10 protein-coding genes are annotated in these 12211 nt (G+C 55.6%); 3 read left to right on the top strand and 7 right to left on the bottom strand.

The genetic code is table 11. From position 1 onward, the window contains the following. Window positions 1-46 precede the first annotated feature (46 nt). Both Pan181_RS01490 and Pan181_RS01485 read right to left on the bottom strand, forming a co-directional pair. Window positions 47-961: a DUF1963 domain-containing protein gene (locus Pan181_RS01490; RefSeq protein ID WP_197528793.1), complete on the bottom strand. Its 915-nt coding sequence runs from the start codon at window positions 959-961 to the stop codon at window positions 47-49. Between the two features lie 236 nt (window positions 962-1197). After that, the gene (locus Pan181_RS01485; protein WP_145245151.1) at window positions 1198-2136 is read right to left on the bottom strand and encodes a hypothetical protein; all 939 of its coding nucleotides are present in this window, start codon (window positions 2134-2136) and stop codon (window positions 1198-1200) included. 298 nt (window positions 2137-2434) lie between these two features. Here Pan181_RS01485 and Pan181_RS01480 point away from each other — a divergent pair, with 298 nt between their 5' ends. Further along, entirely contained in the window at window positions 2435-3559 is a 1125-nt protein-coding gene (locus Pan181_RS01480) for a type IV pilus twitching motility protein PilT (RefSeq protein ID WP_197528791.1), read from the top strand. 122 nt (window positions 3560-3681) lie between these two features. Here Pan181_RS01480 and Pan181_RS01475 read toward each other — a convergent pair whose 3' ends face one another. Further along, the gene (locus tag Pan181_RS01475; protein ID WP_145245149.1) at window positions 3682-4194 is read right to left on the bottom strand and encodes a hypothetical protein; all 513 of its coding nucleotides are present in this window, start codon (window positions 4192-4194) and stop codon (window positions 3682-3684) included. Between the two features lie 357 nt (window positions 4195-4551). Here Pan181_RS01475 and Pan181_RS01470 point away from each other — a divergent pair, with 357 nt between their 5' ends. Beyond that, window positions 4552-4749 carry a hypothetical protein gene (locus Pan181_RS01470; protein WP_145245148.1) on the top strand — a complete coding sequence of 66 codons (198 nt, stop codon included), beginning with the start codon at window positions 4552-4554 and terminating at the stop codon, window positions 4747-4749. A gap of 91 nt (window positions 4750-4840) precedes the next feature. On the opposite strand, the gene Pan181_RS01465 is transcribed toward Pan181_RS01470, so the two are convergent. Next, window positions 4841-6280, bottom strand: coding sequence for a hypothetical protein (locus tag Pan181_RS01465; protein WP_145245147.1), 1440 nt, complete (start codon window positions 6278-6280; stop codon window positions 4841-4843). A 239-nt stretch (window positions 6281-6519) separates the two neighbouring features. Between Pan181_RS01465 and Pan181_RS01460 the strand changes: the two genes are divergently transcribed. After that, window positions 6520-8007, top strand: coding sequence for a S8 family serine peptidase (locus tag Pan181_RS01460; RefSeq protein WP_145245146.1), 1488 nt, complete (start codon window positions 6520-6522; stop codon window positions 8005-8007). Window positions 8008-8151: 144 nt separating this feature from the next. Here Pan181_RS01460 and Pan181_RS01455 read toward each other — a convergent pair whose 3' ends face one another. The 3 genes from Pan181_RS01455 to ftsH all read right to left on the bottom strand — a co-directional run bounded on the left by Pan181_RS01455 (window position 8152) and on the right by ftsH (window position 12086). Then, the gene (locus Pan181_RS01455; RefSeq protein ID WP_145245145.1) at window positions 8152-8640 is read right to left on the bottom strand and encodes a hypothetical protein; all 489 of its coding nucleotides are present in this window, start codon (window positions 8638-8640) and stop codon (window positions 8152-8154) included. A 107-nt stretch (window positions 8641-8747) separates the two neighbouring features. Next, window positions 8748-9221 carry a hypothetical protein gene (locus tag Pan181_RS01450; RefSeq protein WP_145245144.1) on the bottom strand — a complete coding sequence of 158 codons (474 nt, stop codon included), beginning with the start codon at window positions 9219-9221 and terminating at the stop codon, window positions 8748-8750. A gap of 774 nt (window positions 9222-9995) precedes the next feature. Next, window positions 9996-12086 carry an ATP-dependent zinc metalloprotease FtsH gene (gene ftsH / locus Pan181_RS01445; protein ID WP_145245143.1) on the bottom strand — a complete coding sequence of 697 codons (2091 nt, stop codon included), beginning with the start codon at window positions 12084-12086 and terminating at the stop codon, window positions 9996-9998. Window positions 12087-12211: the final 125 nt, after the last annotated feature.

Here is a 12211-nt window from a genome sequence, read left to right as displayed (position 1 = left end):
CGAGTGCCACTCCGGTGAACGCCGACCAGGTCCGCGGGCTCCCTACCTAGTAGCAATCCCAGTCCCAAGACACCCTGCCCTGTTCGTCGATCATGAAGTACATGCACCCGACGTCCCCAAACATCATTTGATACTTCCCCCATCCATCGTGATCGTCTGGTTGATCCCAGTCGTCCGGCAAGGCCTCCAGACCAATCAACGGCCACTTACATTCGGAAGGATAGGATGGTGGATCAACAGAATTGAGGGCACAAAACAGTTCTCTCTTTAATAGGTTAGGACCACCTTGAATGAAGTACGTTTCGCGCCCAATCTTGGTAGATTGAGTCGTTGGAAACAAATAGCACTGATCATGGCCTGCTTGCTCAAACACCTCCCAACTCTCGGGATACTCGTTCGTGCGGTAAATGTGGCCCGAGAGTTGGGGCACAGTAAACGACGGCGCAGGACACTGGTCGGGCGAAAGGGGAGATTCGAGTTCGATAGAACTCCACTCGACGTATACGCCACTTCTGTCGTAGATACTCTCGGCGTCTTTGAAGAAGATCAGCATGACATCGTTCGGCAACTTATCCGATACAATGTCGCGCGAATCAGCAAAACAGAACTGACCCACAAAGGTCAACGGCATACCCTCTATCGTTGGCCAAGGCAGGCCTGCCTCGCGATGAGGAGTACCTCCCAGTTTTGTCAGATACGGCTTTTCGGGTGGTTCCACACTCCACATAAAGATGTCGACAGGCACCGCCGGCCCCAAATCCTTGGTCTTCTCATACTCCTTGCGAACCAGTTCGATTTCGCACAACTCGGCGGGGCTGGTAATGATCGCCCCTTGAGCTTTCCACAAGTCCAAGGGGTCTCCTGGCTCAGTGGAGTCGTACTGCCGAGGCCCACTTGTTCTTTCAAACGTTTCCTTGGGGAACAGCGTTGCCCAATGCTCGAAGTCGACTGGTGGATGCACTGTTTCCCTATCTTTCTGCGACGCGGTCGACAGTGATTCTTCCCGCGAACACCCCAGGCAGGCAATCAAAAGTAAACACACAGCGAATCGCATCATGTCCAAGACCTTCTAGCCAGAAATCAACCGATTCAAGAACGCCCAAGCATACCGCTCCACACGAAGTGTCGCCAGCTCCATCGTCGAAGGACATTTCAACTCGATGGCCCCGTCACCCACCTCCAAGCTTCCCCTGTGAGTTAGCTTGGCGATTCACCAGCAACTTGCCTCTCCCGCAACTTCTTAATCCGCGACCGGCGGGCGAAGAACCAGGTGACTGCTGCTGCCACGAGTAGGTACGGAGTCAGCGGCAACCAGGGGCGGAAGTTAAACGTTCGGCGGGTCGGGTCGCCATACGTGGCCATCGGGGTGTCTTGGTTGGGATGGCTACCACGGATCACCTTGCGATGCACCAGCAAGTTGCCATCGACCAGCCCCTCGGTACGGTCGATATCGCAAAAGTCTTTGGCCGGATACTTGGAACGCACGAGACCAGTCGACTCGTCCTCGACGTCCCAGTTCCGGTACCCATGCACTCGGCTATCGAATCCCGCGTGCTGCAGGTAGTGCTCGTGGTCGAACTCCTCCAGCTCGTGAATCTCACCATCGTGAATATGCAGGGTCGGAAAAAACAGAGAATCCCTAGGGCCTTCGAACTCGAAAGCCATCGGATGGGGCTTCAGCGAACCAGCCGCCAACTGAAACACCGCAAAGCCATAGTTCGCGTATTCTGGCAACTGCTCCCAAATCTCCTTCGACAACGTGAATCGCTCGTCGAGCCGCTCAAAGTCGCCCAGCGTCGGCACAAACGAGGCGATGTAGTTGCCGACCTCAAACACCTCCAGCACTGCCTCAGCCGTCTCATCTGGAAAGGCAGCACACCCGATGCTGAACTCTGGTGCTACGAACGGGAACCCCTGCGTCAGGTCGTCGAAGAAGTCGTCGTAGTCGCTCAAATCAACAAACCGCAAGCTCCCCTCATGCACTGGCCGACGAATCGGCAGCGGCAAGATCATCGCGTTTTCGTCTTGCGACTCATAGCTCATCTGATAAGCAAGCAGCTGCGTTCCCTGCGACGTCGCCCGCGCAAAAATCTGGGTACTACTGACCGACATCACCGGCTGCGAAAAAATACACATAAACGTGGCACCTTTGGATGGGGTGGCGAAACGGTCCCTGCCGCACAACAGTCCCATCTTCGAGACTTACCACTAGAAGGTCAACGTTTGGGCGCTTTGCAGAACTTACCCACGTGCCATCCATGGGCGATGTCCTGCCCTAGCGGCAGGTACACCGCGAAAATTCTTTGCCCAAAGCCGCCCTGCTGATGGTATTGGCACAAAACGCTGGTATGATCAACTTAGCGACTTTTCCTGCGACTCCGACAACTTGCGTGGCTCCGCTTATCTGGTTCTTTCTTCTATGGAGGACTTGCACGTGGATGGCACTTTGACTCCGGACGTTGAGCTGAAGAGACTGCTCTACTTTCTCAGCACCCACGAGGCTTCCGATCTGCACATCAAGTTCGGTTACTCCCCTTACGTGCGTGTCGGTGGACACCTGCGGAAATTGGAACTCCCGCCAATCGCCACCTCCGACGAAGTCAAAAAGATGATCACTCCGTTTGTGCCGGGCGATCGACTTGGGGAGTTCGAGAAAAATGGATCGCTCGACTTTGCCGCTACCGGCGACACCGGCGATCGGTTTCGCATCAACATGTTTCTCTCCAAGGGAGAGGTCACCGTCGCCATTCGTCGCGTCCAGGCCAAGATACTCAACTACGACGATTTAACGCTCCCCAAGATCTACAACGATGTCATTGGCAAGACGACCGAGGGACTTATCCTGGTGTGCGGCGTGACCGGCTCGGGAAAAAGCTCGACCCTGGCGGCAATGCTCGAACACATCAACCAGCACCGCAGCCTGCACATTGTCACCATCGAAGATCCCATCGAGTTTTCGTTCCAGGGCAAGAAGAGCATCATCTCGCAGCGCGAAATCGGCACCGACACGCCCGACTTCGCCAGTGCCCTGCGCGTGGTGGTGCGGCAGGACCCCGATTGCATCCTGATCGGCGAGATGCGCGATCGCGAGACGATGCTCGCCGCCATCCAGGCCGCCGAAACCGGCCACCTGGTGCTCGGCTCGCTGCACTGCGCGAATGTGGAGCTAAGCTTCTCGCGGATCCTCGAGTTCTTCGACCGCTCGGAGCACACGTTCATTCGCTCGTCGCTGGCCAGCAGCCTGAAAGCCATCATGTGCCAACGCCTGGTGCCCGGCATCGAGGACGGTTCTCGCTTCCCTGCCACCGAGGTGTTGTTGGTGAACTCAGTGGTCAAGTCGAAAATCATCCGCGAAGAGGACGAAGACATGAGCGCCATCCTGCACCAATGCCGCGAGGAAGGCATGCGCGACTACACCCACTCGCTATGCGAGCTGGTCGAGCAGCAGCTGATCCTCCGCGAAGTTGCGATGGACTACGCCCCCAGCCGCGAAGTACTCAGCTCGGCCCTCAAAGGCATCGACTCGGCGGCGAGCTCGATTATTTCGCGGGTGAGGTAACGGGGGGGGCGTGGCAGAAGCCGTGATGGGGAAGCAACTCGTGGTAAGATGCTACGAACTAACTGTGAATGGATAATCCAGGAGAAGAAACGCCCACTACGCCCCGCTGAAACCACGCGAGGTTACTCGCCGAACGACTGTTCGTAGGCGTCGCGAATTCGCTTCGACTTGATGTCGCCCTTCGTGCAAAAGGGGCAACCGCACGGCTGGCGGCCTTTCGCGCCTGGGTAGTATCGCCAACCAACCACCTGCGGCAGCGGGCGGATCTTATGGATCTCGCTCGCTTCCACTTTGCGAGGAATCACTACCTCAAAGCCTTCCGGCTGGTCCGCATGCAGGATGGTTCCCACCGCTTCACTGGCCGACATCTCGGTGTGCGACTCGTTGTAATGACCGACCATCACCTGCTGGTCGTCAGGAATGCGAAAGTACACCCCGACAATGGTTCGCTGCCCACGACGCTTGAGCTCCCGCAACCATTGGTGAGAGACATAAAAGTCGGGCGTCACCGGCATCGCGAAGACCACTCGCTCGTACCCTTCGGCGAGCGGACGAAACCTGCGGTGCGGCTTGATACCATCCCGTAAGATGGCCGCACTCTGGTTCTCCGGAGCAAGATGGACGAACAACGCCATGGGTGGTGTCAGCGGGATTTACTGGACGGAGTGGAAATGCAGAGAGGCAATGGTGAATGAGTGGAACGTGGTTGTGATTCAGTTTACCCACTGACTTCGCACCGAGTCCCTCACCAATGCCCCCGAACAATTACCTACGAAACGGCTGTGAAAGCATGGGTTTCTATAGAAAAGCGTGAAGATGCGCCTATTTCTTGCACACCGAATACGAAAACATCAGTTGATGGGTTTTGATGATCCTTAGAATACTATAATCGAGCAGTTGATTGCCATTTCAGTGTTCAATGCAGTGATGACTGTATAGAATCTACTGGCAGACATCACTTCTCTCACAAACCTATCACAACGACTTTTTTCATGAAGAGCTGGATCATCACTCTCCGAAATGAATCCGATATCCCTAAGCTGCAGGATGTTTGCCGAGCCAAAGGTGCGGAAGTAGAAACGACCTTTGGCCAGTTCCTTATCGTATCAGCTCCAGACCAAACGGCTAAAGAACTGAAAGAGAACGACGCGGTATTGGGAGTCGAAGAGAACGCTCAAACGGGCATTTGAGGTGCTCGGTGTTAATGGGACAACGAAGATGTTGCGGGCGATTTCACTCGAAACGAAATCGCCCGCAACCATGTTAAACTGCTACCACCTTCTACTGGGTAATACTGTTGACCTTCTGATTAGCAACCACTCGTTTCTTACAGGGGGAGAGTTTCTCCAACCAGCTTTCCCTCGGCTCTACAGGCTCCGGCAAGAATCTAGCCACCACCTCACCGGTGACTTCGGGAGTGATAAATTGAACTGGAGCGGGAGTGCCTTGCATATAGGTTACGCCTTGAAGCGGTTGGTCTAGGCCACTGTCCAGCCCAGGCCCATCGGCTGCAGCCGCACCTGAGGACACTGGTGGCTGAAGTAGCATTTGTAGCATTCCCTTTGCGGCTGACTCGGTCGCCGCACCTGGAGGACTTGGGATCGGCTCAGCTGAATGGAATCCCTCTTCGCTTGCGCCACTAGCTTCGTCGTCACCAGGTATTTGGCCTTCCTCACTCGGAGCATCACCAGTAGTTGTGGCCATCGGAGCGATTCGCTTTTCCATAACTCCTAGGTACTCCCGATCAAAATCGTGCTGAGCCACTGGACTCCATAGCATGTGCCCTCCCTCTACGCGAGCTTCATAGACAGCAATCTGAGCGTATTTTTCAATCCGTGGCGGGACCTTGATCACTTCGATTTTTCCATCCTCGTTACGGACGGTCTTCGTCGACCATAGATCCATCGGGATGCAAGAAGTATTAAACACCTGCTCCTTCTTTGCCTCGTCGAGAGCCAAAGCCAGATCGGCAATGGCGCCAGTATCAACGGTACCTCCCGATCCCCCCAGGCTCTTCAAGTTAGCAACACTGTTGATCACATCGCTCGCCCCTCCAAGACCAAGGTTGGCGGCAACGCCTCGCGAAATAATGTTCTGTGCAGTGGAGCTGTCTTTTAGGTAGTAGGGGCCTAAGCCTGTAAACTGCCATCCATTCACCAAGTTCATTGCAGCTCGGATCTCGCCTGGTCCGCCGTTAACCTGGAGCATGTACTTCTGAGTGAGGTCCGGAACGAACACAATTTCGTAAGTGTAGAACATGTGCGGGCCCAACCCATCACTTGGAATGGCGTCGGAGCCCGGCGCACTGGGAATGCCATTTGACGAGTGCAATGTGGGAGCGTGTGCAAGGCTGCTGGTCATTGCTCCGTCGGCCTCCCCACCTTCAGAGTCGCCACCTCCCATGTTACTTGAAGAGGTTCGACTGAAAGAGCCGTTGAGATTGACATCTGCGTAGGTTTCCTGCTCGTCAAAACTGCCCGGAATCGGAGCAGTGCCGGTCAGGCCCACTTTGGCGTCTTCCACGTGGTAAAAATTCTTCGATATGACCAACAATGGCTTGGGAAGATAGAAAGGTATGCCAGGTGGCTCACAGTTTCCGGGAGAGGCCGAAAGCGCCGTTATTGGTGGTTTACGATGCCGGCCTTCAAAACAGCCGCATCCTGATGCGATGGAAACACAAACCACCAGCAGGCAGATTGTGCAAGCATTCCGGTTAAACATCCCTGTATTCCCCTACTAAATAGAAGGTAGTGACTTTCTAGGAAAATCAGTTAATCGCTCTAGACCGCTTTTTGCGGTTATCCCGCCAATACAAATGGAAGAATCGGTATGTTTGATTACCTGGAACAGTGAATATCTGCGGCAGACCGAAGGATATTGCTTGCCTTGGCGACCGATGCCCATTAGGCTACCCAGGGGAAATAGGTTGTTTAAACAGCTTCACAGGGGAGGAAATTCGAATGGGAAAGAAACGAGCCAGTCACACTCGTCCGCAAGCTGAGCCGCCTTACCAACGAGCGGCCGCTGAACTACGCCAAACAGCCTCGACAGACACTCCCAGCCTTTTCTCGCGTTCTGGATCGCCGGAACTGGAGACTACCGGTCGTGTTATCATGACAGCAGTGGATAATGATCCTGATGCCGTCAAGAGAATCGTCCGCGACTTGAAAAACCGGGCAGGAATTAGCAACACCTTAACTCTGACAGCAGGTGATGAGTCGGCCTCAGCGAGTGATGATGTCGAAGCAACCGTGTTGAGCGAATTCGGCATTGTGATTGTGGACGCTGCTCCCGATCAAATAGTGGCTGCAGAATCAATGGTTCAAGGAGCAAGCGCTCCGGCCAAAGAGTATTGCCACGTAGAACGAGAGTATTACTGCTATACAGCGAGCGATATCGACGAACTACAGCCATCTACGACAGGTCGCACTCGGGACTATTGGATCGGTTACAAAGCAGGAGTGAGCCGAGCCGTCGACGAGATTCTCCTAGACTTCAACGATAAGGGCATCTCTGAGACTACGACTCCATCACTTAGTGATGAGGGTTACATTCCACTCGACACCACTGCCGATGAGTCGATGGTTGCCGGCCAAGAATTCACCTGGGGATTACAAGCGACTCGAGTCTCCATATCACGTCTGAACGGCCAAGGGGTAAAAGCGGCCGTACTCGACACGGGAATAGACCTGCGACATCCTGATTTCCAAGGGCGTATTGCAGCTTCAAGGAGCTTCGTACAAGGCCTCACGGTACAAGATGGAAACGGTCATGGAACGCATTGCGCAGGCACTCTTGGCGGAAGTTCTACCGCAGGCACTATTAGATATGGGGTAGCTCCTGCAGTTGAATTGTACATTGGTAAGGTTCTCAACAATCAGGGTCGAGGACGCGAGGGTGACGTTGTCCAAGGTATTCACTGGGCACTAGGACAAGGCTGTCGAGTGATATCAGTCTCCATACAACGTCGCGTTATTAAATGTCAGGTACCAGTCTCAATCGCCTATGAAACAGCAGGGGCCAATGCTCTCCGTCGAGGGGCGCTAGTTATAGCTGCGGCAGGCAACCACTCTAACCGGCAAAGCAGTCAATATGTCCCGGTCTCTGCTCCAGCGAATTGCCCTTCTATCGTAGGTGTCGGAGCGATTAGCCAGCGTCGCAGGTTGGCTAACTTCACGAATCGCGCTTTCTGCAAAGGTGGAGATGTCGACTTTGTTGCACCAGGAGTCGACATCTACTCCAGTGATGTCACGCCGAATGGCTACCGAAGTCGTAATGGCACAAGCATGGCTACGCCTCACGTTTCTGGAATCGCCGCGCTGATCGTGCAACAAGAGCCAGGTGTAAGCGGACAGGAAATCTATAATCAGCTTCGAGCCAATGCATTGGGCGCTGTAGGAGGAAGCACTAGAGACTTCGGGCACGGACTCGCTCGTGCACTCGTATAGGCTGAGGCTGGCAGAAGTATCAGTCGGCACTATTCAGCAACATGTGCGTAAAACCAGTGGGACGGTCAGTCTGCATTGCCCCATACATCTCCGTCTAGCGAGAACCAACGGCACTACGTTTCACGGCCAACTAGACTCCCCCACTTACCAATTGTCGTAGAAGTAGACATAGATGACCTCGTTGGTTTCATCGACCAGCACGACGTACTGGCGTCCGATTTCGCCGAGGTTGGCGGCGTAGTAGTGTGTGCCGGAATGCTCTTGGGGATCCCACCAGTCGGGCAGGCGGGGCTGCGCCCGGAAACGGTGGGACTCGGGGGGAGTGTAGTCGCTCAGCCCGTACTCTTCAGTCATGAACTCCTGCAGGCCCGAGGTGGCTCTCATGCGCCAGACGTAGGCAATGCTCAGTCCATTGGCCATGCAGTAGACCTGCAGGTCGTCGATAACCACGCCGGCCTGGTTGGCCGCTTCGTCGAACTGCTTCAGCGCCAGCGGCCAGTCTTCGGAACTCATAACCTCGCCCGAGTTGCCTTCGAACACCGCCTCGAAGAACTGCTCCATCCTCCGCAACCAGAGCACGTAACAAGCCAACGGAACCGCGACAATCACGGTGAGCAGTAATAGTGTCCGCATGCGGAATCGGAATCGAGGAGGGGCGTTTCTTCGGTCACGGCTAGGAGTGTTCAAGGGAGGAGATGGGGGATTTTTGCCGGTGAGTTGCCACCCATGCCTGCTTTGCTTCACGCCTGGCGGAGCAGCTCGGTGAGCGTCTCCACGACGTTCGACACATTCGTGAAATCAAACTCGGCACAATCAACCTTGGGATGATCGACAAACATTCTGAGCAGGGTCGCTTCGCCGAACAAGCCTGGATAGAGCTCGATTCCAAACATGGTGTGTCGAACCCACACAAACACAGTGAAGTCATCACAAACGACTAGCTCGTAGCAAATATCGCCAAAGGCCCTCTCGATGCCACAACACACGGAAGCAAGGTTCTGCAGGTCTCGTTCCGCTGTCGCGATCTGAACCGTCACCGGCGGTGCGGGATCGAGGTGAACATACCACTCGGGTAGGAAGCCACGGTAGTTTGAGAGATCGCCGTACTGAGAAGCATCGTGAGACCACGATTCAATGTTTGTCTTGAGGGGTCCAAACACCGGATGCTCCCCCAGGCTCTTCCAAGTGCGGTAATTCTTCGGGTCGAGCGACATGGCCGAGGCCGTTGGTGAGAACGTGGAGGACTACCCAGAACATACCACCTTTCACTGCAACTCCCCAGCAGTAGCCGGTCCGCCACGCGGCCCGCGTTGGTAACCGAGTCAGGGGACGTGTCGAGCCTTTTTGACTGCGAATTAACGCAGAGAACTTTCTGCAATCGGCCAACTTTTTACTGGAGAATGGCCACCACAAGTGTTCCAATGGACAGGTAGTTGAGGCTGTCGGCTTTCAGCTATCGGCTGTTGGCTTTTTATGAAAGGAGGTGTATCAGATGTGATGTTTTTCTAAATAACAAACTTCTAGCGACACGCAGGCGAATGGTTGCCGGCGTGGGTGTTCGCTGCTGCGCGAGTGGCAAAGCGGCCGTGGGGCTGCGTCGCTGGAAGCTTTATTGGCTCTAGGCTTTAGACTTTAAGCGATAGGCTAGATCTTTCGGTCGCCGGAAGCTCCTTCAAGATGACAAATTCGCATTCCGCATTCCCCAATCCGAAATCCAAACTCTCCTCCCAGAATAGTTTCCCACCCATGGGAATCTATTTTGGGCAACTACGAAGGATGTGTTGATGTAACTTGAGTAGCACCAACGACTTGCGATAGTTTCCCACCGTGAAAATAGATTCCCACTCGATGCGTTATTGGGAATGGGAATCTATTTCAGTGCGAAAACCACTGGTTTTGTAGAGTGCGTGCAGATTCAATTTTCCCATCGGTGGGAAAATTGGGAATCTATCGCTAGCGGTCGACGTAACTCACGCTTGCAGCGAGGGTTAGGCTCCGCCGGTCCCTTCGGCGGTGTCGCCTTCGCTGGGCTTGGGCTGAGGGGCTGGGGTCGGCTTGCGCTCGAGGTCGGTGCCTGGCACCAGGCGGGGGCTCGGGTGCGATTCCTCGATCACCTTCTGCAGCGTGCTGCCGTCGATCACTTCGTGCTCGATCAGCGTGTTGGCGATCGCGTCGAGGGCCAGCCGGCGGGACTCGAGAATGCCGCGCGTGCGGTCGAGCTGCTCGTCGATGATGCGTTTGACTTCCTGGTCGATCTCGCGGGCGGTTTGCTCGCTGTAGTACCGCTGGGCGGGACCTTCGCTGCCAGCGAGGAAGGCTCCTCGGCCACCTTCGCGGAACTTGATGCGTCCCAGGCGGCTCATGCCGTAGTCCATGACCATGCTGCGGGCGGTTTCGGTCGCTCGCTCCAAGTCGCTGGTCGCGCCGTTGCCGACGTCGTCGAACACGAGCTCTTCGGAGAGCGTGCCGGCCAGGCAAACTTGAATATCACTTTCGAGCTGCCCGCGAGTCATCATAAAGCGGTCCTTCTCAGGACGCTGCATCATGTACCCGAGGGCTCCCAAACCACGAGGAATGATGGAGACCTTATGAACCGGATCGGTATTCGGCAGCGAGTAAGCCACCAAAGCGTGTCCCGCTTCGTGATAGGCCAGGCGGAGCTTTTCGTCTTCCTGAATGATGCGGCTGCGCTTTTCGAGACCGACGCTCACGCGTTCGACCGCTTCGTTGAACTCTTCCATGCCGACCAGCTCTTTGCCATTGCGGGCAGCGAGCAGCGCGGCTTCGTTAACCATGTTCGCCAGATCGGCACCGACAAAACCGCTGGTGATGCCGGCCAAGGCCTTTACGTCGACTTCGGAGTCGACTTTGATCTTCTGCAGATGGACTTCCAGGATTTCTTCACGGCCGGAAACGTCGGGGCGATCGACCAGCACATGGCGATCGAAACGTCCCGGGCGGAGCAGCGCGGGGTCGAGCGTTTCGGGGCGGTTGGTCGCACCCATCACGATCACACCGCTGTTGCTGCCGAAGCCATCCATCTCGACCAGCAACGCGTTGAGCGTTTGCTCGCGTTCGTCGTGACCACCCAGATTGCCGCTGCCGCGGGTTTTGCCGAGGGCGTCGAGCTCGTCGATAAAGATAATGCACGGCGCACGTTGCTCGGCCTGTTGGAACATATCGCGGACGCGGGCAGCACCGACGCCGACAAACATTTCGACGAAGTCCGAGCCGCTGATCGAGAAGAATGGCACACCGGCCTCGCCAGCGACGGCTTTGCCGAGCAGCGTTTTACCGGTACCGGGAGGGCCTACGAGCAGCACACCCTTGGGAATGCGCCCCCCCAGGCGTTGGTATCGTTCGGGGTTTTTGAGGAAGTCGACCACTTCGCGAAGCTCGTCGACGGCTTCTTCGATGCCGGCGACGTCGTCAAAGGTGATATCGATGTCTTCTTGAGCGTAGAGCTTGCCGCGGCTGCGTCCGAATGCCATAGGCGAACCGGCGCCGCCCATTCGGCGGATCATGAACACGAACAATCCGACGAACACGGTCATCATCAGGATGAACGGAATCCAGCCGAGCAGCGGGTTGTCGGGCTCCTGGCCCTGGCGTTCGATGCCATTTTCGCGGAGGAGTTCGGGGATGCCGTCCCCTTCCACGCGGTTGGTCTGGAAGCGGACTTCCTCGACCGGCTTCATGTCGTCGGCATCGAGCGCGGCATCGGTACCTGTGACGCTTTCCAGCTTTTGGGTCACGGTGCCAGTCACGGCTTCGTCGCCGACCACCACGTTGTCGAGCATCGAGATCTTGTAGGTATAGGTAACGTCGCCCTTCTTTTTCTCGATGGTGATCCAGCCGGGATGTTCTTCGAGCTGGTCTTCGGGCACGTCTTGCTTGCTAGCAACCACGAGCTTTTCGAAGTCGCTAAGCTTGATTTTGAGCTGACTGCCAGTGGTCAACATGGTGACCAAAAACAGCAAACCGACGCCGAGCGCCAGCAGGTACCAGATGAAACTCCCCCCCTGCGGAGCCTGTTTTTTGTCGCCGCTGTTGGGGTTTGGGGAGGGTTGGTTATCCATGAAATCCTCAAATCAAGCAGAAATTACAACTTGTCTGGTGTTTCGCGATCCGAACTGTTCCGCGATATAAGCTACTATTGCTAACGCAGCCAGTTTGGCGATGGTTCGATCGTGAAACATCATCC

The sequence above is a fragment of the Aeoliella mucimassa genome, from assembly GCF_007748035.1.
GTDB lineage: Bacteria > Planctomycetota > Planctomycetia > Pirellulales > Lacipirellulaceae > Aeoliella > Aeoliella mucimassa.
Note: the sequence above shows the minus strand (reverse complement) of the source record. Positions and strands in the feature narration are given on the sequence as shown.

What these genes read in the sequence shown, in the direction of transcription:
- Pan181_RS01485 (WP_145245151.1), bottom strand. Translation starts at nt 2,136, where the DNA reads ATGTGTATTTTTTCGCAGCCGGTGATGTCGGTCAGTAGTACCCAGATT.
- Pan181_RS01475 (WP_145245149.1), bottom strand. Translation starts at nt 4,194, where the DNA reads ATGGCGTTGTTCGTCCATCTTGCTCCGGAGAACCAGAGTGCGGCCATC.
- Pan181_RS01470 (WP_145245148.1), top strand. Translation starts at nt 4,552, where the DNA reads ATGAAGAGCTGGATCATCACTCTCCGAAATGAATCCGATATCCCTAAG.
- Pan181_RS01465 (WP_145245147.1), bottom strand. Translation starts at nt 6,280, where the DNA reads ATGTTTAACCGGAATGCTTGCACAATCTGCCTGCTGGTGGTTTGTGTT.
- Pan181_RS01460 (WP_145245146.1), top strand. Translation starts at nt 6,520, where the DNA reads ATGGGAAAGAAACGAGCCAGTCACACTCGTCCGCAAGCTGAGCCGCCT.
- Pan181_RS01455 (WP_145245145.1), bottom strand. Translation starts at nt 8,640, where the DNA reads ATGCGGACACTATTACTGCTCACCGTGATTGTCGCGGTTCCGTTGGCT.
- Pan181_RS01450 (WP_145245144.1), bottom strand. Translation starts at nt 9,221, where the DNA reads ATGTCGCTCGACCCGAAGAATTACCGCACTTGGAAGAGCCTGGGGGAG.
- ftsH (WP_145245143.1), bottom strand. Translation starts at nt 12,086, where the DNA reads ATGGATAACCAACCCTCCCCAAACCCCAACAGCGGCGACAAAAAACAG.